Source organism: Streptomyces sp. NPDC000878, from assembly GCF_053599695.1.
The window spans coordinates 60,448-83,185 of the sequence record NZ_JBSFMT010000020.1; the positions used below are offsets into that span (position 1 = coordinate 60,448).

Consider the following 22,738-nt stretch of genomic DNA (forward strand, 5'->3'; position numbering starts at 1 on the left):
CGCTGACCGGGGCCGGGTGGAGGCGTGGTTCGCTCCCACCCGGCCCCGGGCCGGTCCGTGTTCCGTCGGTCCGTCGGTCCGTCAGCCGATGGGGTACGCCCGGGTGATCGTCTCGCTGAAGGTGTTGCCCGAGTGGTCCTCACCGCTGGCACGCAGGGTCGCCCAGCCGCTGGTGGCGGAGGCCGCCGGGTGGGTCAGGACGGCCCGCCCGGTGGTGCCCCGGAGCTTCGTGGGGACGGTCGTCCAGGTCGTGCCGTCGTCGTACGACACCTCGACCTTCACGGTGTCGAGGCCCCGGTGGCGGCGGGGACCCTGCTGCTGCACGACGAAGGGGATCGTGAACTCCGTGTCCGCCGGGGCGATGCCGTTCGGGTCGGTCGGCGGCTGGAAGCGCAGCACGGTCAGCGGCAGCGGGGCGGTCGCGTCGGTGTCGGCCGACCGGAACGTCCAGCTCGCCTGGACGCGCTGTGAGCGCTGGCCGTGCCAACTGGTGTTGCGGGACGCGGAGACGTCGAGCCGGTAGTCGGCAGCTTCGGACGGCACGGTCCAGAAGTTGGTGAAGTTGTCGAAGTTCTTCTCGTCCGGCCAGGGGCGGTTCAGCCTGCCCACCTCGGTGCCGTCCCGGTAGAGGGTCGCCACGGCCTGGCTGAACGCGCGGTCGTTCCAGTTGTAGTGGCTCGGGTCCGAGTCTCCCCAGAGGGAGAACGCCGGTGCGATGCTGTTTCCGGTGCGGGTCAGGAACTGTCCGTTCGAGGGCAGCGCCGGGCCGACCACCGGATGGTTCCAGGTCTCCTTCGTGGTCGTACCCGGCTTGTAGGTACGCGGGTTGGAGTGCTGCCGTCCGAGCGAGTAGTAACTGCCGTCGTCCGGAGTCATGTAGTGCCCGAGGATTCCGGTCCATGAGACATCCGGGTCCGCGCTGTAGTACTCCACCCGCGTGGCGGCGAGCGGTACATTGCGCACCACCGTGATCAGGCTGGTCTGCCCCCCGACGAATCCCGAGATGATCCGGGCCCCTCCGGCACGCGAACCGTCACGCTTGCCGTACGAGGCCTCCACCTTGGCCAGTCGCCGGAGCGGGACCTCGTAGGAGAGACGGCTCGGAATGCCTCCTTCCTTGTCCTCCACCAGCGCGTAGACCGGACCGCCGATCAACGCGCCGGGCTCCGCCGGTGCCGCCAGGGTGGTTCGGTAGAAGTAGCGGTAGGAACCGTCCCGGTCCGCGGCCGGGGTCGGTACGGCGGACAGACGCGTCGTCGAGTAGTACGGGGTGAAGACGCCGAGGCCCGAGGTCTCCCGTGCGCCGGAGGGGTCGACGGAGGTGTGCTGGCCGCCGAACTCACGGAACCAGGGCGCGACCGTGTCGTCCGGGACGCCGACGGACGCCGGTTCGGCCTTGCGGGCGTCGAACTCGATCGCGGTGTTCCGGTCGAGCGCGAAACCCGGCCGGCTCTCCAGGGTGAGGTCGGTGGGCAGCTTCGTGTCCGGATCCACGGTGTTGGTGAGGGCGGTGAGACCGTACCTGCCCTTGGGCAGCCTGAGGCGACCCTCGGGCTGGACCGTGCTGACCAGCCCGAAGACCGAGGCGCCGGTCCGGTCGAGAGGATCGACGGCGATCACGGCCCGGTACGGCGCCAGCGGCGTGCTTCCGTTGCGGTCGAGGGCCGTGAGGTCGAGGTCGTAGCTCTCCTCCTCGAACTGTGCTCCGAGCGTCGTCTGGACCCGGGTGCCGCCGTCGGCCGTCGCCGCCACGAGTCGCCAGGAGTACGAGGCGCCGGTCGACGGGATTCCGGCCGAGGGGTCGATCGTCACGTCCACCGTGGCCTCGCCGTCGGCCGGCACGGTGACCTCGGTGGCGGAGAGGCTCAGGAGACCCTCGGGAGGTGTCGCTCCGTCCGGCGACGGAGTGATCGTCAGGGTGACCGGCGCGTCGGTGTCGTTGCGGTAGGTGATCGCCTTCGTCTCGGCCGGGTTCGCGGTGTGCGGCCAGGTGAACGGCCCCGTGTTCAGGCCGGCCGGGGACACGGTCACCGTTCTGCTCGTACCCCTGGCCACGTCGACGAGGCCGCTGCCCTGGACGTGGACGCTCTGGTCCGGCTGCGGACTCGCCGTGGACTTGATCCCGTCCTTGAGCCGCTCGCCGCCCCAGTCCGGGTGCGCCTGGGCGAGCAGGGCCACAGCGCCCGCTGCCGCCGGGGTCGCCATCGAAGTGCCCGACAGCGCCGTGTAGTTGTCGTCGATCGGGCCCTGCGGGCCTGCGGGGTCGATGTCGCCGATCACGGTGCCCTTGGCCCGGGCCGAGATCACGGCCACGCCGGGGGCGGTGATGTCCGGCTTGATGGCACCGTCCCCGAGGCGGGGGCCGCGGCTGGAGAACGACGCGAGCGCGCCCGTGGAGTCCACCGCGCCGACGGTGAGAGCGGCGTCGGCGGCGGCCGGCGCCCCGATGGTGGTGGTACCGGGACCGGAGTTGCCGGCGGCGACCACGAACAGTGAATCCCCCTGCGCCGACAGGGAGTTCACCGCCTGGGACAACGGGTCCGTGCCCGGGCTCGGCAGCCGGGAGCCGAGGCTCATGTTGACGACGTCGGCGCCCTGCGCCACCGCCCACTCCATGCCCTCGATGATGTCGGAGCTGAAGCCGGAGCCGCCGGCGTCCATGACCTTGCCGATCAGCAGGTCGGCGCCGGGCGCCACACCCTCGTACCGGCCGTCCGAGGCGGCTCCGCTCCCGGCGACGATGCCGGCCACATGGGTGCCGTGGCCGTTGTCGTCCTCGGCGTTGTCGGAGCCGTTGATGAAGTTGTGCTCCGTGGTCACCTTGCCCCGCAGGTCGGGGTGGTCGTGCTTCCATCCGCTGTCGAGCACGGCGACCTTCACGCCCGCGCCGGTGTAGCCCGCCGCCCGGGCCGCCGGGACGCCGATCTGGGCGTTGCCGACGTCGTCGCGGGTGTCCACCGGGGCATCCAGCCACACCTTGGACAGGCCGGACTCCAGCTTCATCGCGGACGCCGACGCCGGCTCGCGCACGATGTCCGCCCAGAACTCGCCCGCCTTGTCGTGCCGTTCCTCGACGGCGGTCGCGTCGATGCTCCGCAGCGTGTTTCCGACCGTCGCACCGTCGGCCTGGGCGAGCTTGGCGGGCGTACGGTCCCCGGTGTGCTCGACGATCAGCGGCAACGCGTCGAGTTCGGCATCGTCGTACCCGGCCCGGGTGAGGGCGGTGACGTTGAACAGCCGGGCGTCCAGGGTGCCGTCGGCCACCAGGCCCACCGCGTCCGAGGGGATGACGCTGAACTCGCCCGCGTCCTCCCGCTGGTAGAAGACGACATCCGAGCGGCCCTCTCCGGCCTCCACCTGCACCGAGCGCCGGCCACCGCCGAGTTCGGTGACCTCGACGACGTCGCCGGTGATCAGGGTGATGGACGTCCGGCCGTCGCTCCCCACCTCCGTCGCGGTGTCGGAGGCACCGGCGGGAGGTGAGGCGGCGAGGACGGCGGCGGTAAGGGCGGCGGCCATGAGGGAGGCGGTGAGGGCGATGGCCGGGCGGGGGGATCTGGGACGCCGGCCGTGGCGGTGATCGGGGGTGGGGGGTATCAAGGTGTTCCTTTCCGAGGCGTCGGCAGTGCCGAAGGTGGTGGGGGACGGTGACTCAGAGGGGTTCGAACCGGTCGTCGTCGCAGCTCTCGGGGAGGGTTTCCGCCTCGTCGGAGGGCTCCTGGGCGCAAGGCCGCCCGGGGGCGCCCTGTGCGTCCGCTGAGTTCTCTACGGTCTGCTCGCTCTGTTCCTCGGCGTGCGGTGGCTCCTGCGGGTCGACTCGCATGGCACACCAGCCTCGTACGCGACCGGCCGCAGGGCGATCAGGCAGGTGACCGAAAAATTAGCCGTGCGGTGCCGAGTCCCCGGTCTCCAGCAGCAGTACGCCGGTCTCGACGGCGGCCCGGACCACGGCCGCCCGCGACGACACCCCCAACTTGCGCATGGCGGCGCTGAGTTGAGTAGCCACGGTCTTCGGGGAGACGAACAACGCCTGCGCCGCCTCCCTGTTGGTCATCCCCTGCGCGACCAGGGCCACGACCTGCTGTTCCCGTGGGGAGAGCCGTGGGCCGTAGCCGCGCGGCCCCCTGCGCCAGGCACGGGCCACCTCCACCCCGTGCTCGCGCAGGAGTTGGGCGACGCGGTCCGCGTCCGTGCGCGCGCCCAGCGTCCACAACCGCTCCTGCACGGCGCCCAGTTGCGCGAGCGCCTGCCCGGTGTCGCCGTGCCGGAGCAGGCACCGGCCCCGCCGTTCGAGGGCGAGCAACTCGTCGTACGGGCGTGGCAGGGCAGCCCACGCCGAGGCCGCCGTCGCGAACGCCTCGGCGGCCAGGGCCGGTTCGCCGTGGGCCTCGGCCAGGATCGCGCGGCCGGACGACAGGGCCGCGACGGCAGCGGGCGCGTCGCGGCCCTCGGTCCCGTCGGCGTACCGGCGCAGCAGTTCGTCGGCCCGGTCGATGCGGCCGGCTCCGGCCAGGGCTTCGAGGTGGGCCGGGAGGATGTCGGTGGCCCACAGCCAGACGTCCTTGCGTTCGATCAACTCCAGGACCCGGCCGGTGACTTCGAGAGCGGCGGCCCAGTCGCCGTCGGCCAGGTACGACCGGGCGAGTGCCGCCGCCGAGAGCCCGGCCTCGGGTTCGCACAGGCTGCCCTCGGCGAGTTCGTCGACGACCTTCCGCAGCCCTCGCCGGGCCGCCGCGCCACCGCCCCCGGCAAGTGCCAGCATCGCCTGGATCTGCCGGGCCAGCCGCGAACCGTAGGTGTTGACGTCCCGGTCGGCGGCCAGCGCGGCAACGGTCCCGTCCAGGCCCGCCCACTCGCCGGTGCACCAGTCCAGATACGCGAACGGCACCCGGACCACGCTCAGCAGCCGCCGGTACCCGACGGACTCCCCGAGGTCCGTCGCCGCGGTCAGCCGGGACCGGGCCCCGGCGTAGTCGCCCCAGACGACCGCCGTCTGACCGGCGTTGAACAGGAACCGGGCAAGCAGCCTGCGCTCCGCCGGGGGCGCGTCGGCCGCCGCCCGCTGGATCTCGTCGGCCGCCCGCCAGCCCTCCTCCTCGCCGAGCAGGAGCAGGGCCGAGGCACGGTTCGTCAGCACCCGGAGCCGGTCGGACGGCGACTCGATCCGGGGCAGCAGCTCCGTCGCCCGCGCGAGCCACATACGGTGCCGGGCCGCCGGCCACTCCGGCACCAGCGGCATGGCCAGGACGGACATCGCCGTCGCGGCCAGTTCGGGCCGGTCCCCCAGGTGGGCGACACCGTCCTCGATCTCGTCGAACGCGGCGGCCTCCTGACCGGCGTCCCGCAGCAGCCGGCCGAGCAGCAGCTTGGTCTCACCGCGCTCCTGACGCGGCAGATCCTCGTACGACAGGACCTTTCGTACGGCGTCCAGGACGGCCCGCGCGAGATCGCTGACGTCGCGTGCGCCGAAGACGGCCGCGCCGCCCATCTTGCGGGCGAGGCGCGACCGGTCCGCCGTCGCGAGGTCCGGCGCGGTGAGCAGCCCGAGCAGGGTCACGACCGCGGCACGGTCGTCGCCGGACTCCAGGGCCACGTCGGCGCTGGCCTCCCCGTACCGGCACCACCCGGCGATGTCGCCCGCCTCGCGGCAGTGCCAGGCCAGCCGTGCGACGGGCTCGGGCCGCAGCCCGCGCAGGTTGGCCGCGGCCCTGCCGTGCAGCCGGCGCCGGTCCGGTGCGGGGATCGCCCCGCGTACGGCGAGGCAGTCCAGGGCGTGCCGGTAGGCGTAGGCGCCGGGTGTCTCCTCCCGCAGCAGCCCCGACCCGAGCGCCGCCGCCAGCCCGGCGCGGCCGGCCTCGGGGGCCAGGTCCGCGACCGCGCTCAGCAGCGCCTCCTCGGACGGCGCGTCCAGGACGGCGGCGGCCTCCAGCACCCTGCGCGCCGGGGCGTCGAGCCGTTCCACCCGCTCCAGCACCGAGTCCCGCAGGGTCGCCGGGACCTGTAGTTCGGTCAGCACCCGGCGGATCCAGGTGCCGTCGCGGTGGACGATGTCCTTGCGGTCCCGCAGCAGGAGGACGCACTCCTCCACGGCGAGCGGGATGCCGTCGGTGTGCCGGTGCAGGAAGGACACGAACTCGGCGGACACCGCCGAGGTGTCGAACATGGACGCGACCAGCTCGCGGGTGTCCGCCAGGTCCAGCGGCCCCAGTGCCAGCCGTACGATGGTGACGTCCGAGGGCACGCGGGAGGTCAGCCGGGTCAGGAGCGAGCCGTTCGGCACCTCGTCCGGGCGGAAGGAGACCACGATCGACAGGTCGGGCCGGCCGGCGGCGGTGAGGGTGAGCAGCCACTCCAGGGTCGCGGTGTCCGCCCAGTGGGCGTCCTCCACGACCAGCACTCCGATGTCGAGGCGGCCCAGCAGCTCGGTGAGCGCGCTGAGGATCCGGTGCCTGGTCTCGTGGGGATCGTCGAGCACGTCCAGCGGGGGCGGCAGCCGGTCGGTCCAGTCGGGGAACAGCGGCCGTAACGCCCCGGCCAGCGGGCTCAGTTCCAGTCCGGCGGGCGGGGAGGGGACGCGGCGGCGGATGCCGTCGACGACCGCGCCGAGGGTGAACGGTTCGGGCAGCGGCGGGCAGGTGGCGATCACCGCCTCGCGCCCGACCGCCCGGGCGACGGCCTCGCGCACAAGCCGGGTCTTCCCGACACCGGCCTCGCCCTCCACCACGACGAGCGCCGGCCCGTTCGCCAACGCCTCGCACACAGCGAGGAGTTCGGCCTCACGGCCGACGAAGTCGGGGGCGGGGCGAGGGGCGTACGGCGGTGCCGGACGCGGCGGCGGTTCACCGTGCGGTTCGTCCCGGCCGGCGTGACGTGGATCATCCCGACTGGGGCGCCCTGCCAAAACTGCCACCTCCGGGTGCCGGTCCGAGCCCAACTCCCGCACCAGTACGCGCACTGGGCCCGGGCGCACCAGTTTGGCATGGGCGCGCCCAGCCCGGCAGTGCGTCGGGAGGGACCGCGCCATGGCCGCCCCCGCGCACCGGGCGTGGACAGGGCGGCGCGGGCAGGGCTCGGACAGGACGCGGGCAAGGCGCGGGCAGCGGCCGGCCCTATGCCGTGGGCCGGTTCGCGGCCACCGCCTCGGCCATGGTGCAGGTGTTCCTGCCGGACGAGGAGGGCGGCCGGGCCGTCGCCCAACTCCTGTCCGGCCGGGCCAACTTCAGCGGCAAGCTGCCCGTGCAGATCCCCAACTTGCCCGGCGGGCAGCCGCCCTACACCTACCTCCACCCGCCGCTCGGCGACCGGCAGAGCTTCCCTGTCCAACCTCGATCCGACGCCCGCGTTCCCGTTCGGACACCGGCTGTCGTACACGAACTTCGACATCGACCTGCTCGCCGTCGACCGTGAACAGGTGCCGACGGACGGGGAGTTCACCGTCAGCGCGCGGGTACGGAACACGGGGGCGGTCGCGGGTGCCGAGACCGTCCAGTTGTACGCCGTCGACCCGGTGGCCCAGGTGACCCGGCCGGTGCGTTCCCTGCTCGGCTTCGCAAGGTCCAACTCGCCCCCGGCGAACAGGCCGTGGTCCGTTTCCACGTCCGCGCCGCCTTCAAGGCGGGCGGGGCCGCGCAGCGCGCCCCTAGGGGCGCGGGGCTGTGTCGATCTGCGGCTCCGCCGCGGGGCGCGACCAGCCACAACGGACCCGCAGCCGACACACCAGGCCTCCAGCGGAGCGCTCAGGCGGAGCGCTAACTCCGGGCCCACGTCTGGGTCGCATTGCCCAGGCCCGTCCACAACTGGACCTTCGAGCCGTTGGCCGTGCCCCAGCCGGTCACGTCGATGACCAGGCCGTTGGAGCGGTTGACGATGGTGCCGTCGACCCGGAACGACCACTGTTGGCTGCTCTTGCCGTTGCAGGCCCACAGGATGACCTTGGTGCCCGTGGTGGTGCCGTCGGCGTCCGCCGCGAGGCACTTGCCGGAGACGCGGAGTTCGCCGGCCGCGGTCCGGGTGATGGCCTGGTTGGCGTTGCCCGAGCAGTCGTAGACCTGGACCTGGACGCCCGTCTGGCCGTTCGGGACGTCGAGGCAGCGGCCGGAGTACGTGCCCTTCAGGGTGAAGGCCGAGTCCGTGGGCAGCGGGTCCTGGACCAGATGCCAGTCCTGCGAGCCGTCGTCGGTCGACGCCGCCAGAGTGACGGAGCCGCCCGAGGTCGCGCCGGTCATGTACAGACTGGTGTTACGGACCGAACGGAGCTTGTAGTACCCGCTGGTGGTCGCGGCGACCTGGGTCCACTGCTTGTCGGTGGCGCCGTCGTCGACCCACTGGGTCAGCTTCTGCCCGGCCGTGGCGGTGCCGCTCCAGATGGCGACCGCACGGCCCCCGGCCTTGTTGAGCAGCGTCACGTCGCTGCCCTTGGCGGTCAGGTGCCAGCGCTGGGTGTTCGCGGCGGAGTCCGCGCCCAGGACGAGGTCGGGGGTGTTCCCGGTGAGGTTCGCGTCCTGCGTCTTCGCGGAGGCGGTGCTCAGCACCTGGCCGGTCAGCCGGTTGACGAGGCTGTAGTAGGCGCCGTCGGAGCGGCCGAGGTCGACCTCGGCGTACTTGACGGGGCCGACACTGCCGCCGCTCCAGGACGCCTGGAGGATCAGGACGCGGCCCGTGCCGTCGACGTACTGCAGGTTGCGGCTGTACCCGGCGGCGATCGGCGTCTGGTACTGCTTCCAGGTGCCGGTGCTCAGCCCGGACTCGTTCACCCAGACGCTGCCGCTGCCGGAGGCGTTGTAGACGATCCGGCCGTCCGGCATCGGCAGGAGCACCGGGCTGCCGCCGGTGGACAGCGTGTTCCCGCCCGAGGGCACGGGCAGCGCGGTGATCGCGGCGTCCGTGGCGGAGAAGAACTTCAGCGGGTCGTCGGAGATCCGGTAGCGGACGTTGGTGCCGCCGCCCCAGTACTCGTACGTCAGCAGCCACTTGCCGTCGGTCGTCGGGGCGATGGTCGTCATGCCCGGCCGGCCGCCGCCGATCTCCGTCTTGCCGCCGCCCATGCTCACGGTCGAGCCCGGGACGTCCACGACCGGGCTGCTCCACGCCGAGCCGCTGCCGCCGTCCCAGGTCCGGTGCAGGAGGACCTGGCCGCCGGAGTCGGTCGCCGTGTCGTTGTCCGGGTCGAGGGTCGGGGCGCCGGTGGTGGTGTCGTACCCGGTGTAGTCCTTCTCGTCGGAGTAGTACGCGATGAGCTTGCCGTTGTGCGCGAGCAGGTGCGGCTCCCAGATGGGGTCGACCTGAGCCTCGGTGTTGGCGGCCGAGACCCGGCCGACGGCTCCCGCGCTGCCGCCCTGCCAGCCGCCGGCCTCGATGACGTTCTTGAAGCTCCAGGTCGCACCGTCATCGGTGCTGGCGTACAGGGCCAGTGCTACGTCCTTGCGGTCGCCGTCGCCGGACGGTGTCCAGCTGGAGTTGGCCGCCTTCTGCTCCTGGTAGTACTGGTCGTCGCCCGAGACGATGCTCGCGAGCAGCAGCGTGCCGGCACTCAGGGAGCCGACGGCCTGCGGAAGCACGTACAGATACGGGTTGGTCCAGTTGCTCGTGTACTTCGCGTACGCGGAGTCGCCGGAGAGGTAGGCGGGGGCCTTGATGTCGGCCAGCTTCGCCCACGTCGTACCGTCGTCGTCGCTCTTGTAGAGGGGCATCGTCTGCCCCACCGGAGCGCTCTGGCTGTTCTCGAACGCCGCCACGATCCGTCCGCTCGGCAGCTGGGCCGACTTCGGGTAGAGCACGCAGGGGTTCTTGTTGCACGCGGCGGTGTTGTCCGCCGTATACAGATTCGCGGGACTCGGCTGATATGCCGACGCGTTCGTCGCGGAGACGACGGCGAATGCCACGCCTATGCCGAAGGCGGTCGCCGAAGCGAAAGCCTTTCGCGCCCAGGATCTTTTCAACGACGTTCCTTTGAAAGGGGGTGCTGCGAGGGGATGCAGAGGGCATGCGGGGAGGACGCCAGTATTCGCAAGCGACACCGCGCTGTCACCGGCACATTGCGAAAGGGTTTCGCGCGATAACGGGTTACGGGGTATTGACTCGGTGTCGGACGGACGTCGAGGTCCGCAGCACCAGTTCCGTCGCCAGCTCGATGCGCGGGGACGCGGGCGGCCTGCCCTGGGCGAGATCCATGAGCACCCGGGTCGCCTCCCGCCCCAGTTCCTCGAACGGCTGGCGCACCGCGCTCAGCGGCGGGCAGGCCATGGCCGCCACCAGCGTGTCGTCGAAGGACATGACCGACAGGTCCTCCGGTACGGACAGTCCCTGCTGCCGGGCGACCTTCAGCACGCCGAGCGCCTGCGCGTCGCTGGCCGCGAAGACGGCCGTGGGCGGATCGCCGGGTCCGCAGGATCTGCAGGCTCACGGCGAGCGCCTCGGTGTAGTCGAAGTCGGCGGAGCGCACGATCGCCGGGTCGTAGCCGATCCCCGCCTCGTCCAGCGCCGCCCGGTAGCCGTGCACGCGTGCCGCCCCGGCCAGGTCCGCCCGCCCCGGCGCCGACCGGCGTCCGGGCCCCGGCGCCCGACCCGCCCGCCGCCCCGCCTGTCACTGACGTCGGAGGACCGGAAGCCCCGGGCGCGGATGCGACGGCACGGCCGACGCCGACAGCCGTGTGGCGCCGTTCCCGTGCCACTCGGCTCCCCGGCACCGGGAACGCCGACGCCACGGCGGACCTCGCCGACCGCCGCATCGGCGTACTCCTCGACGGACTGCGCACCCCCACCACCGAAACACTCCCCGGCCCGGCCCCGCCCGCTCCGAAATCGACCACTTCCCCCGCACCACGCACGGACCGTGACCAACGGCGGCCGACCGGCCGACCGGGGACCGCGCACGTGACGGCCGTGCCCGGCGCCGCCCCGGTGCCGACGCCGGCGTCCACGGACTCCCCGCAGGAGGCCCTCCACACGCGGTCAGGCCATTCCGGCCGTACTGGCGGGCCGGACCACGCCCGGCCCGAAGCGTGCCCGGGCCCTGTCGGCCGCTGCCTCGATCCGGTGGGCCTTGTCGTCGCCCGTGCCGAAGGTGAGTTGCCGGGTGGCCGAGTCCGCGTCGAACAGGCCGTCCGCGCGCAGCGTGATGCCGCGGACCCGGGCTCGCTGCAGGCCGAGGGCCGCGTACAACGCGTAGGTGACGGACCGCAGTTGGGGGCCGTGCGCGGTGGGCTCCGGCAGGGTGCGGCTGCGTGTGGTCGTCGAGTGGTCGGCGTACCGGACGGTCAGGGTCAGGGACCGGCAGACCTGGCGCTCGCCGCGGAGTTGGGCCCCGAGGCGCTCGGCCAGGTACGACAGGGCGCCGCGCTGCCGGCCGGGGTCGAGTTCGTCCCGCCCGAAACGGTGCTCGGTGGAGAGGGAGCGCGGTGGGGCGCCGGGGGTGACCCGGGTGGGGTCGATACCGGCCGCCCGCTGGTGCAGTTGGCGCCCGGCGACCGTGCCCAGGATGCGTTGCAGTGTGGCCAGCGGGGCGACCGTGATCGTGTCGAGGGTGGTCAGGCCGTACGAGGTCAGGGTGCGTACGGTCGCCGGTCCCACGTCCGGCAGGGCGGCGACCGGCAGACCCGCGAGGAAAGCGGTGATGCCCTGAGAGTTGTCGGGGACGGTGTGGATGGCTCCGGGTGCTCCTCGGGTGGCTGCCAGCCGGGCGAGCAGCGGGTTGGGGGCGACGCCGATCGTGCAGTCGGCGTCGCAGCCCGCGGCGGCGCGCATCCGGATCAGGGCCGCCAGCCCGGTCGCGTCGCGGTCGAAGTACCGCGTGCTCCCCGACACGTCGGCGAACGCCGCGTCGGGCGGCAGTGCCTGGACGACCGGGGTGATCTCGCCGAGCAGGTCCAGGAGTTGACGGAACGTTTCTTCGGAGCATGGGCCGCCGAAGTGGACGTAGAGGATCATTGGCCGGTCACCCCGCGCTTCCGGGGCTGGAGTGGTGGAAGGTCCGTCCGTTGACGACCGGGGCGCCGGGGGGTTGCAGGTCGGCCCAGGGGTGGAGTTCGTAGCCGGTGGGCTGGGTGATGGTCCGGTGTGCGGCGGCCGGGCCGACACCGGTCGTCGGACGGGTGAGGTGGTCGGCGACGGCGGCCGGGCCCCCGTCCCGGTACAGGTCGATGAGTTCGGCCAGGTCCCAGGCGGCGGTTCCGGTGATGCTGAACGCGCGCGGTGCGCGGCGGGCCACCGTCCCGCGTACCAGCAGCAGGCCGCTGTGGAAGACCGTGTGGGCGCAGCGTGCGTGGCTGTCCTCGAAGAACGCCAGGTCGGACAGGCCGGTGGGATCGTCGAGGGTGGCGAAGACGACGCGCTTGCCGGAGCGGATCGGCGGGGTCTGGGTGGCGACCTTGACCCCGGCGACCAGGACGGGGGTGCCGTGCCGCAGGTGCGGCAGATCGGCGGCGGGGGTCGCGCCGATGTCGGCGAGCAGGGACTGGTGGTCCTCCAGCAGGTGGCGGGAGACGTCCATGCCGAGTACGTCGAGTTCCGCGGCGAGCTGCTCGGAGGCGCTCATCACCGGCAGCCCCGCCGTCGTACCGCCATCCGTCGCACCGCCGTCTGCCGTACCGCCATCCGTCGAAGCGCCCGGATCGTCGTCCATGGGGAGCTGCCCCGAGGCGGAGCCGTGCCCCCGGCCCGATCGGTGCAACTCGGCGATCCGCAGCAGCAGTTCACGCCGGGGCCCGAAGGAGTCCATCGCCCCGACCCGGGCCAGGCGTTCGGCCAACGGCCTGCTGGGCCGGGCGCGTTGCCAGAAGTCGCCCAGTGAGGTGTAGGGCTGTCCGCCGGTGATGCGTTCGGTCTCGGCCTCGGTGATACCGCGTACTTGGGACAGTCCGATCCGAACTCCCCACCTATCAGATACCAGTTCGATTATGTGTGCGGCCTGGGAACGGTTGATGTCGGGCAGCAGCAACGGCACCCCGTGCCGACGGGCGTCGGCGGCCAGGACCCGCTTGTGGTACATCCCCGGATCGTGGGTGAGCAGCCCGGCCAGCAGGGCCGCCATGCGGTGGGCCTTGAGCCAGCTGGACTGGTAGGCGGGCTGCGCGAAGGCCGCCGCATGCGCCTTGGCGAAGCCGAAACTCCCGAAGCTCTCCAGGATCTCCCACACCTCCCGGACGACCTGCGCCTGGTAGCCACGGGTACGGGCCTCGGCGGCGAACCAGGCCCGCATACGGCCGTGCCGGTCCGGGTCGGACAGCGCGCGGCGCGCCTCGTCGGCCATGCCGCGGTCGCAGCCGGTCATCGTCGTCATGATCGCGATGACCTGTTCGTGGAAGACCACCTGCCCCTTGGTCTCCTCCAGGATCGGCTTCAGGCTCGGGTGCGGATAGCGGGGCCGGGTCCGGCCGTCGCGGGCCTCGATCATCGGGTGCACCATGTTCGCGGCCACCGGGCCCGGCCGGAACAGGCTGATGTCGATGATCAGGTCGAGGAAGGAGCGCGGGCGCAGGTTCCTGACCAGCTCGCGCTGGCCCGGGCTTTCGAGCTGGAACGTGCCCATGGTGTCCCCGGACACGATCATGTCGTAGGTCGCCGGATCGTCGGGCGGCACCTGTGCGGGGTCGTCCAGGTCGAGGTGCTCGCCGGTGACCCGCTCGATCTCGGCGACCGCGTGGGCGAGCGCCGACTGCATCCGTACGCCGATGACGTCGATCTTCGGGTGGCCGGTGTCCTCGATGTCCTCCTTGTCGAACTGGGCCATGGCGATGCCCTCGACGGTGGTCGGCATCACCGGGGTGCGCGCCAGCAGCCCGGCGTTGGACACCAGGAGCCCGCACGGGTGCATCGCGGCCTCGTTCGGCAGCCCGTCCAGCATCTCCACCAGCTCCCACAACCGGCCGTGGTCCTCCCCGGCGACCTCGCGCAGCTCCGGCAGCTCGGCCAGTGCGGCCCGGGCGTCCCGGGCCCGGATGTGCGGAAACTCCTTGGCGAGCCGAGCGGCCCGGTCGGGGTCCACGCCCCGCGCCCGCGCCACGTCCTCGATCGCCCCGCGCACCCGGTACGTCTTGTACACCGCGAGCGTCGCCACCCGCTCGGCCCCGAACCTCTCGCGCACCGCCTGATAGACCTCGAGCCTGCGGGCCGACTCCACGTCCAGGTCGATGTCGGGCAGCGCGGACCGCCGCGCGGACAGGAACCGCTCCATGACCAGGCCGTGCGCCACCGGGTCGACCGGGCTGATCCCCAGCAGGTGGGTGACCAGCGAGCCGACCCCCGAGCCGCGCGCCGCGACCCGGATGCCCAGTTCCTGAGCCTCCGCCGCGACCTGGGTGACGGTGAGGAAATAGCCGGCGAAGCCGTGCCCGGCGATGATCCGAAGCTCGTCCTCCAGCCGGTCCCACCGTGCCACCTCCCGGTGGTAGCCGCGGTTCATCATCCCCGCCGCGCACCGTTCGGCCAGTACCCGGTCGGCCGACTCCGTACTGGCGCCCACCAGCTCGGGCTCCGGCAGATTCAGCCGTCCCAGCCCGAACGCCTCACCCGGATCGACCACACAGGCCGCCGCCGTCTCCTCGGTCGCCTTCAGCAACTGCTGCGCCTCAGCGCCACGCCCGCCCATCGCCTCGGCGACGCGCCCGGCGATCCGTTCCATCTCCCCGGCGTCCTTCAGCCAGCGCTGCCCGCTGTCCAGCCGGGCCGCGTCCCGGGTGTCGATCGGCACGAGCAGACGCGCGGAGTCCAGGATGTCGGCGACCTCCCGCTGGCGCGGGTCGGCATATCGGACGTCGTTGCTGAGCACCGCCGTCACCCGCTGCTCGACGGCGAAGCCCGCCATCCGCGCGGCCAGCCGCAGCGACCCCGGTCCGGTGCCGGGCCGCCCATGGCAGACCACCTCCAGACGCAGCGCCTCCCCGAACCGCTCCCGCCACGGCTCCAGCAACAGCGCCGCCCGGTCCGGCCGCCCCGCCGCCAGCGCGCGGCCCACCTCGGAACCCGCCCCGAGCAGCACGAACAGCCCATCGCCGCCACCGGCGAGATCCTCCCAGCCGATCCCTTCGGACGACGTGGACAACGCTGACGACGCAGCTGACGCGGCCGACGCGATCGACACCAGACGGCACAGCTCGGCCCAGCCGGACGCGGACCGGGCCAGGAACACCGCCCGGAACGGCGCCTCCGTCACGAAGGCACCGCCCTTGGCCGGAGTGCGCTGCCGCTTCGCCCCGGCCGACCGGGCCCCCGGCGCCCCGGGAACCGCCAGATCAGTACCGAACAACGGCCGCACTCCGGCCCGCGCGCACGCCTTCGCGAAGCGCACGGCACCGGCGAGGGAGTCCCTGTCGGTCAGTGCGAGAGCGTCCAGTCCACGTTCCGCCGCCCGCTCCGCGAGCGCGTGCGGCTGGCTGGCGCCGTAGCGCAGTGAGTAGCCACTGGCGACATGGAGGTGCGTAAACGACATACACACCTCCTGCTACCCACAAGCCCCCCTCCGTCCGTCCCGTCCCACGAGGCCCTCACCATAACCCAAGGGTCGCACACTCGTTCGATTGCCGCATACGGGAGGACCTCGCGGTTTGCGCCCATCGGCATCGAACGACCGAGGGCAGCGCTGCCCGTCAGTTACCTGCTCCGGACGCCCGCCCGGGCCGACGGCGGGGACATCTCCGGTACGGCTGACCACGCGCGCGGGGCCGGGCCGCAGGCTCTCCGACCAGAACGCCCCGGCGTCTCGAAGAACCAGCGCCCCATCTCCCCCTGGGTCAGCCCCTTGGGCTGTGCGGCGACCGCAACGAAATCCCGCCCCCGGAAACCCAGGGGCGGGATCGTCCCGGACCGATCAGGCCGGGAAAGGGATCGTGTGCGGAGAAGCCTCAGCCGATCTGCGTACCGGTGGCCGACAGCGCCTCCGTGACCGGCTGGAAGAAGGTCTCCCCGCCCGAGTCGCAGTCACCGCTGCCGCCGGAGGTGAGGCCGATCGCACTGCTGCCCGAGAAGAGCGAGCCGCCGCTGTCACCGGGCTCGGCGCAGACGTCGGTCTGGATGAGCCCGTTGACGATGTCGCCGTTGCCGTAGTTCACGGTCGCGTTCAGACCGGTGACCGTGCCGGAGTGCACCTGGGTCGTGGAGCCGCTGCGGGTCACAGACTGACCGACGGTGGCCGAGGCCGCGCCGGTGATCTGCTGGGAGCTGCCGTTGTAGAGGTTGACCTGGCTCGGGTGGGCCACGTCGGCCGTGTACTTGACCAGGCCGTAGTCGTTGCCGGGGAAGCTGGACGACTCGTTCTCGCCGATCACGCCGGACGAGTCCGACCACGTCGAGATCGACTCGGTGCAGTGCCCGGCGGTCAGGAAGTACGGCTCGCCGCCCTTGACGACGTTGAAGCCGAGCGAGCAGCGGCCACCGCTGCCGGTGATCGCGTCGCCACCGGCGACGAAGGTCCTGAACTCCCCCTTCGTACGCTGGAGTTCGGTCGTGCCGCCGAGGCCGTCGACGACCTTGGTGAGCGTGGCCCACTCGGCCGCGGAGACCGTGCGGTCGGCGGTGACGACGACCTTGTTGGCTGTCGGGTCGACCGCCCACGAGGTGCCGGGGATGGTCGCGTCCCGCTTCAGGGTCGTACGGGCGCTGTCGAGTTCGGCGACGGAGTTCTCGACGATCCGGGCCTTGGCGCCGGCCGACTCGACGGACTGGGCCGCCGCTTCGTCGAGCACGTTGACGACGAGGGTCCTCGTCTTCGCGTCGTAGTACGTTCCCGCGACGTCGGCGCCGAGGTCCTTGCCGAGCGTCGAGGCGATCTTTCCGGCCGCCAGGACCGAAAGGACCTTGGGCTCGGCGGACTTGGTGACCTCACTCGCGTTCGCACTCTGGAAGGTCAATCCCGCGGCGACGAGTGCGGTGATGCCCGCACCTACCACGGTGGCACGGCGCCTGGATATGCGTCGGTGCTTCAACTTACGTCCTCCTGTGGGGGGTCCGGCCGGAGGTTGTGGGGACCTCCTTGGCCGGTCGAACGGCACCCACTATTCCGAGACGTCCGGGGAGCACACAAGGTCGACTTCAGGACGCGCGTAGATAAACGGGCGTGCGCCCCCACCGGCAAACCCACCTTGACTGTCCACGGTCATCACACAGTTACCTCACATGAATTCGCACTGCAAACACCACGAGTGGGTAACGAGTGGGCAGACGGTGAGGTCTAGTCCTGTCTTGAATTCGCCCCTTCGGGGCTCAGTTCCAACAGGGACGCGGCGGACGGAAGTTGCTCCTGCAGCGATTGCTCGGACTGATCGGACCGCTCTGACCGCTCAGCGATCGCCGACTGCGCCGCCGAAGGCGCCACCGGCGGCCCGGCAGACTGCTGCGCCGACTGTTGCACCGGCTGCTGTACCGGCTGTTGCACCGGCTGCTGCGCCCGTTCCAGGAAGCGGAGCAGCTCCACCGGGAACGGCAGGACGAGCGTCGAGTTCTTCTCGGCCGCGACCGCCACCACCGTCTGGAGCAGCCGGAGTTGGAGGGCCGCGGGCTGCTCGGACATCACCTCGGCGGCCTCCGCCAGCTTCTTCGAGGCCTGCAGCTCGGCGTCCGCGTTGATGATCCGGGCCCGGCGTTCACGGTCGGCCTCGGCCTGCCGGGCCATCGAGCGCTTCATGGTCTCCGGCAGGGACACGTCCTTGATCTCGACCCGGTCGATCTGCACACCCCAGCCCATCGCCGGACTGTCGATCATCAACTCCAGGCCCTGGTTGAGCTTTTCGCGGTTGGAGAGGAGATCGTCGAGATCGCTCTTGCCGATGATCGAACGCAACGAGGTCTGCGCCATCTGCGAGACCGCGAACCGGTAGTCCTCGACCTGGACGACCGCCTCGGCCGCGTCGACGACCTTGAAGTAGACGACCGCGTCGACCCGGACCGTGACGTTGTCCCGCGTGATGCCCTCCTGCGCGGGCACGGGCATCGTCACGATCTGCATGTTGACTTTGCGGATCTTGTCCACGAAGGGCACGATCACGGTGAACCCGGGTCCGCGCACGTTCGACGTGAGCCGGCCGAGCCGGAACACCACACCCCGCTCGTACTGTTTGACGACTCGCGCCGCCGCTGCCACGTACATCACTCCGACGGACGCGACCGCGACTCCCGCCGTCACCAGCTCCTCGACCATGCCGGCCCCCAGGGTCCGAAGTGGGCGTATGCAGGGGAGACTTCCCGTAATGCCGATATTTCCCGTACTGGCGATACTTCCTGTACTCCGAAGGTAACTCCGTCGGGCACACAAGAGCGAGCCCCCGCACGCGAGTTGCGTACGGGGGCTCTCCTGCTGCTGCCGGCTGCAGGTCAGGTGGTGCGAAAACGGGTGGCGCCGTGACCGGTCGCCGCAAGACGACCGATCTGCCCTATCTGCCCTAGAAGACGCTGACGCCGTAGGCGCTCAGGGCCTCCGTGACGGGCTGGAAGAAGGTCGTACCACCGGAGGTGCAGTTGCCGCTGCCGCCCGAGGTCAGACCGTAGGCGACACCACCGTTGGAGTAGAGCGGGCCGCCGGAGTCGCCGGGCTCGGCGCAGACCGTGGTCTGGATCATGCCGTAGACGATGTCACCGCTGCCGTAGTTGACCGTGGCGTTCAGGGCGGTCACCCGGCCGCTGTGCGTGCCGGTGGTGGAGCCGCGGCGGTAGACCGTCGTACCCACGGACGGGGTGGCGGCACTGGTGATGTCCACGCTGCCGACGGTGCCCGCGATCGAACTCGTCGGGTAGCTGGTCGCGTACCGGACGATCCCGTAGTCGTTGGTCGGGAAGCTGGAGCCCGAGGTCGCGCCGAGCAGCGTCGTACGACCGGAGTTGGACCACCAGTTGCCCGCGCCGTCGGTGCAGTGACCCGCGGTCAGGAAGTAGTACGTGGAGCCGCTACGGACGTTGAAGCCCTGGGAGCAGCGCCAGCTACTCGCATAGATAGCGTCGCCGCCGGAGATCAGCTTGTTGAACGTACCCGGGGTCTTCTTGATGGTGATGGCGCCGGCGGTGGTGCCCGCCTGCCGCTTGATCTTCGCGATCTCCGCCTTGGAGACCGTGGTGTCGACGGTGACGACAACGCGGTTCGTCTTGGCGTCGACGGCCCAGGCGGTGCCCGGGATGTCGGCCTTGAGCACCGAGCTGCTCGCCTTCGAGAGCTGGGCGGTGCTGAAGGTGGTGACGTCGGCGGCGGTCGCATTGGGGATCGCGACTGCTGCCGCGGCAACGAGTCCGGTGCTGACGGCGATCAGCCGGGTCCGTCTCGTGATGCCACTGCGGGGGGTGGTGCGCTTGATCCTCACTTGTCGTTCCTCCACATGGGAAGTCGGGGGCCCGCGTGGGGTCGGGGCCCGTGAGGCGCAGTCAGGGACTGTTCTGTCCGGATTCCGAACATGCTGTGACCCTGACAAGCGCTGGGTGGGAGTATTCGGCCGTACCACCGACCGACGCAAGGGCGCCTTTCGGCCTCACGCTGTTCGAACGAAGTTCTGGCGAACGTTGCGCTCCCCCGCGGCTACCGCGACGACCAGCGTATTCCCCGGCGAGGGAAAGGAGCAGACGAATTGGTCGACGAAAGCACACGGTGGGAGCAGGGCCCGGTTGAAGTCCACCGTCGTGCGCCCCTCGGCGTCCGGAGCGGCGGGCGCAGAAACCAGAAGCGGTAACTGCCGTCGCCGCTGGCCGAGTCGGCGAAGACGGCCCACACCCCAGCTGCCCTCGCGCACCAGTACGACCAGGCGTCGCTCGCCGAGGCCGACCCGGGCCGCGCCCGCCGGGCCCTGGCCGGCGGTCAGCCGGACCTCCCCGGCGAAGGGCTCGCCGTCGAGCGTCAGCCCGTCCGGGGCCACGGCGGTCAGGACGACCCCGTCACCGTCGGACATCCACCGCCCGGGGATGGCCGGAAGTCGACCGTCCGGAAAGCCCTCGACCCAGTGTGTACCGATGAGTGAGAGGGGCCCGCAGGGCGCCGACACCGTCTCGATGCGCCGTTCGTGCCATTTCTGCCACGCCTCGGACGCGTCCACCGTCATGAACCCACTCCAGCTCACTCCCTGGAAACACTCCGTGCGCCGCCATCGGCACACGCCCGGACCACGCTTTCTGTGCGCGGCCCGTACACAACCTGTATGTCATCTTTGTCGGCGCGACGCCCTGTCAGCCCGTCCATACGGGTTCGCCCAGCCCGAGGTGCGAGCGCAGGGTGACCCCCTCGTATTCCGTACGGAACGCGCCACGTTCCTGGAGCAGCGGCACGACCAGGTCCACGAACTCGTCCAGGCCGCCCGGGGTGAGATCCGGGACGAGGACGAACCCGTCGGCCACCTCCTCCCGTACGAACGTGTCGAGTGCGTCGGCGACCGACCGCGGGGTGCCGACGAAGGAGTGCCGGCCGCTCGCCTCGATGACGGTCTGCCGGATGGACAGCCCCTTCGCCCGGGACAGGGCCCGCCACCGCTCGGCCACCCGCACCGGGTCGGCGCTCCCGACCCGCCCCTGCGCCAGGGCAGGCTTGGGCACCGGCACCGGATCGAAGTCGGGCAGCGGGCCGTCGGGGTCGTAGGAGGAGAGGTCGGTGCCCCAGATCCGCTCCAGGGCGAGGATCGCGTGCCGCGGCGAGACCTGCTGCCGACGGATCTCGGCGGCCTTCTCCCGCGCCTCGGCGTCGGTGTCCCGGAGTACGAAGGTCACCCCGGGCATGATCTTCAGGTCACCGGGCGCCCGCCCGTACTTCGCGAGCCGCCCCTTGACGTCGGCGTAGAAGGCCCGCCCGGCTTCCAGACCCCCGTACCGGGCGAAGACCACATCGGCGGCCGAAGCGGCGAACTCCCGCCCCTCCTCCGAGTCCCCCGCCTGGATCACCACCGGCTGCCCCTGCGGTGAGCGCGGTACGCCGAACTCGCCCGCGATGTCGAAGTGTTGGCCCCTGTGAGAGAAGGGCCGGGACACCCCGTCCGGTGTCCAGGAGTCCCACAACTCCCGTGCCGCTTCGACGAATTCGGCCGCGCGCGGGTACCGCTCGGCCGGGTCGAGAAAGCCGCCGCGCCGGAAGTTCTCGCCGGTGAGGCCATCGGAGGAGGTCACCACGTGCCAGGCGGCCCGACCGCCGCTGAGATGGTCCAACGTGGCGAATCTGCGGGCGAGTTCGTACGGCTCGTTGAAGGTCGCGTCGGCCGTGGCGGCGAGCCCGATCCGCTCGGTGACGGCGGCGAGCGCGTTCAGCACGGTGATCGACTCGGGCCGTCCGACCACGTCCAGGTCATGGATCCGGCCCCTGTGCTCGCGCAGCCGCAGCCCCTCGGCGAGGAGGAAGAAGTCGAACAGCCCGCGCTCGGCGGTCCGGGCGAGCCGCTCGAAGGACGCGAACCCGATCTGCGACCCCGCCCTCGCATCGGCCCACACGGTGGTGCTGTCGACGCCCGGAACGTACGCCGCGAGGTGCATCTGCCGACGCCCCGGCGCCCGTACGGTCATGACGCGCTCCCGGCGACCGGGACCGACCCGGCGTACTGGTTCGCGGGCCGGGCCAGCCCCAGGTGCTCCCGGAGAGTGCGGCCCGGGTAGAAGGTACGGAACAGGCTCCGGTGCTGGAGCAGCGCCACCGTTCCGTTGACGAGCCGCTCCAGGTCGCGGCGCGGCTCGGCGGGGACGAGATGGAAGCCGTCGACGATGCCGGACGTGTGCCAGGCGGTGATCAGTTCGGCGAGGTCGACGGGCCCGCCCCGGTACAGCGGGCCGTGCATGCTCGGCCGGGGACCACCGCCCCCGTGCCCCGGCTCGGCCGCGTGCTCGCCCCCGCCGAGGTCGACGACGAGGCTCGCGAGGACCCGCAGCCCGTCCGGATCGCGCCCCAAGTCCTTGGCGGCGACGCGCAGTTCGTCCCGTACGGCACCGGCCTGGGCGGCGCTCACGGCCCGGACGAGCGCCACGTCGGCGTACCGGGCCGCTGTCTCACGGGCCTGTCCCTCGGTGGCGTCGACGACGCGGACGGGGTGACCCTGGGGTGGCCGCGGCACGGTGGACGGGCCCTTGACGGAGAACCCGGCGCCCTGGAAGTCGACGTGGTGCAGCTTGTCCCGGTCGACGAAACGGCCGGTCGCCGCGTCGCGTATCTCGGCGTCGTCCTCCCAGCTGTCCCACAACCGGGCCGCCACGTCGGCGACTTCACCGGCCTCCCGCCACAGCGCGTCGCCGGGTTCGGCACGGCGGCGGCCGAAGAGCCGGGCCTCGGCCTCGGTCGCCGACACGTCGAGCTGCCAGCCGGCCCGGCCACCGCTGACCCAGTCGAGGGTCGCCACCGCCGCCTGCACCTGGAAGGGCTCGGTGTGCGTGGTCGTCACGGTGGGCACCAGACCGATCCGCGCGGTGGCGGGCGCGACCCGCGCGAGCACCCCGAGCGCGTCGGGGCCGGGGCGCGCGAAGGAGTCCCCGAGCGTCACGAAGTCGAGCCCGCCGCGCTCGGCGAGCCGCGCCGACTCGACGTACAAGTCGGCGTCGAACAGTCCCTGTTGGTCGACGGCGGCGGCCAGATGCAGCAGCCCCCGACCGTGCGTTGAGGTCATGGGGTGAACCTTTCGTCGGTGCTCACAGCACCCGCGGGGCAAAGCAAGACTTCAGGCGGCGGTGTCGCGCTCGGCGCCCGGTTCGGCACCCTGTTGTTCGACAGCGCGACCGGCACTACGACCGGCATCGTGATCAGCACCGCGCTCGGTGCCGCGACCGGCGCCCCGGTCGGCATCGCGGTCGGCGTCATGGTCGACACCGC

General features: G+C 71.8%; 13 protein-coding genes and 1 pseudogene. 1 reads left to right on the top strand and 13 read right to left on the bottom strand.

The features are described from left to right. Window positions 1–81 precede the first annotated feature (81 nt). The 3 genes from ACWDR4_RS19855 to ACWDR4_RS19865 form a co-directional block, all read right to left on the bottom strand. Window positions 82–3,519: a S8 family serine peptidase gene (locus tag ACWDR4_RS19855; RefSeq protein ID WP_450410106.1), complete on the bottom strand. Its 3,438-nt coding sequence runs from the start codon at window positions 3,517–3,519 to the stop codon at window positions 82–84. 133 nt (window positions 3,520–3,652) lie between these two features. Next, the gene (locus ACWDR4_RS19860; RefSeq protein WP_450410108.1) at window positions 3,653–3,823 is read right to left on the bottom strand and encodes a hypothetical protein; all 171 of its coding nucleotides are present in this window, start codon (window positions 3,821–3,823) and stop codon (window positions 3,653–3,655) included. Window positions 3,824–3,880: 57 nt separating this feature from the next. Beyond that, window positions 3,881–6,901, bottom strand: coding sequence for a helix-turn-helix transcriptional regulator (locus ACWDR4_RS19865; RefSeq protein WP_450410110.1), 3,021 nt, complete (start codon window positions 6,899–6,901; stop codon window positions 3,881–3,883). On the opposite strand from ACWDR4_RS19865, the gene ACWDR4_RS19870 reads away from it, so the two are divergent. Continuing rightward, a complete protein-coding gene (locus ACWDR4_RS19870; RefSeq protein ID WP_450410112.1) occupies window positions 6,871–7,407 on the top strand; it encodes a glycoside hydrolase family 3 C-terminal domain-containing protein in 537 nt (178 codons plus the stop codon). The two genes, ACWDR4_RS19865 and ACWDR4_RS19870, sit on opposite strands and share 31 nt — an antisense overlap. Before the next feature lie 341 nt (window positions 7,408–7,748). On the opposite strand, the gene ACWDR4_RS19875 is transcribed toward ACWDR4_RS19870, so the two are convergent. The 10 genes and pseudogenes from ACWDR4_RS19875 to ACWDR4_RS19920 form a co-directional block, all read right to left on the bottom strand. Then, complete coding sequence (locus ACWDR4_RS19875; protein ID WP_450410114.1) at window positions 7,749–9,881, bottom strand: RICIN domain-containing protein; 2,133 nt, start codon at window positions 9,879–9,881, stop codon at window positions 7,749–7,751. Between the two features lie 181 nt (window positions 9,882–10,062). Then, on the bottom strand, window positions 10,063–10,326 hold the full coding sequence (locus ACWDR4_RS19880; RefSeq protein WP_450410116.1) for a substrate-binding domain-containing protein: 264 nt from the start codon (window positions 10,324–10,326) through the stop codon (window positions 10,063–10,065). 624 nt (window positions 10,327–10,950) lie between these two features. Further along, window positions 10,951–11,925, bottom strand: coding sequence for a DNA polymerase Y family protein (locus ACWDR4_RS19885; RefSeq protein ID WP_450410118.1), 975 nt, complete (start codon window positions 11,923–11,925; stop codon window positions 10,951–10,953). 7 nt (window positions 11,926–11,932) lie between these two features. Then, window positions 11,933–15,424, bottom strand: a complete 3,492-nt coding sequence (locus ACWDR4_RS19890; RefSeq protein ID WP_450410120.1) for a DNA polymerase III subunit alpha — start codon at window positions 15,422–15,424, stop codon at window positions 11,933–11,935. A 412-nt stretch (window positions 15,425–15,836) separates the two neighbouring features. Beyond that, window positions 15,837–16,916: a S1 family peptidase gene (locus ACWDR4_RS19895; RefSeq protein ID WP_450410122.1), complete on the bottom strand. Its 1,080-nt coding sequence runs from the start codon at window positions 16,914–16,916 to the stop codon at window positions 15,837–15,839. 245 nt (window positions 16,917–17,161) lie between these two features. Then, the gene (locus tag ACWDR4_RS19900; RefSeq protein ID WP_450410124.1) at window positions 17,162–18,127 is read right to left on the bottom strand and encodes a slipin family protein; all 966 of its coding nucleotides are present in this window, start codon (window positions 18,125–18,127) and stop codon (window positions 17,162–17,164) included. Between the two features lie 241 nt (window positions 18,128–18,368). Then, window positions 18,369–19,277 carry a S1 family peptidase gene (locus ACWDR4_RS19905; protein ID WP_450410126.1) on the bottom strand — a complete coding sequence of 303 codons (909 nt, stop codon included), beginning with the start codon at window positions 19,275–19,277 and terminating at the stop codon, window positions 18,369–18,371. 165 nt (window positions 19,278–19,442) lie between these two features. Continuing rightward, a pseudogene (locus ACWDR4_RS19910) lies at window positions 19,443–20,006 on the bottom strand (DUF1684 domain-containing protein). A 124-nt stretch (window positions 20,007–20,130) separates the two neighbouring features. Further along, on the bottom strand, window positions 20,131–21,447 hold the full coding sequence (locus ACWDR4_RS19915) for an NtaA/DmoA family FMN-dependent monooxygenase (protein ID WP_450410128.1): 1,317 nt from the start codon (window positions 21,445–21,447) through the stop codon (window positions 20,131–20,133). Continuing rightward, window positions 21,444–22,535: an LLM class flavin-dependent oxidoreductase gene (locus ACWDR4_RS19920; RefSeq protein WP_450410130.1), complete on the bottom strand. Its 1,092-nt coding sequence runs from the start codon at window positions 22,533–22,535 to the stop codon at window positions 21,444–21,446. The genes ACWDR4_RS19915 and ACWDR4_RS19920 overlap by 4 nt, the downstream gene beginning before the upstream one ends. Window positions 22,536–22,738: the final 203 nt, after the last annotated feature.

Bases quoted from the DNA above. Each gene is read 5' to 3' on its own strand.
- ACWDR4_RS19890 (WP_450410120.1), bottom strand. From the start codon at position 15,424: ATGTCGTTTACGCACCTCCATGTCGCCAGTGGCTACTCACTGCGCTAC.
- ACWDR4_RS19885 (WP_450410118.1), bottom strand. From the start codon at position 11,925: ATGATCCTCTACGTCCACTTCGGCGGCCCATGCTCCGAAGAAACGTTC.
- ACWDR4_RS19860 (WP_450410108.1), bottom strand. From the start codon at position 3,823: ATGCGAGTCGACCCGCAGGAGCCACCGCACGCCGAGGAACAGAGCGAG.
- ACWDR4_RS19920 (WP_450410130.1), bottom strand. From the start codon at position 22,535: ATGACCTCAACGCACGGTCGGGGGCTGCTGCATCTGGCCGCCGCCGTC.
- ACWDR4_RS19915 (WP_450410128.1), bottom strand. From the start codon at position 21,447: ATGACCGTACGGGCGCCGGGGCGTCGGCAGATGCACCTCGCGGCGTAC.
- ACWDR4_RS19855 (WP_450410106.1), bottom strand. From the start codon at position 3,519: ATGGCCGCCGCCCTTACCGCCGCCGTCCTCGCCGCCTCACCTCCCGCC.
- ACWDR4_RS19900 (WP_450410124.1), bottom strand. From the start codon at position 18,127: ATGGTCGAGGAGCTGGTGACGGCGGGAGTCGCGGTCGCGTCCGTCGGA.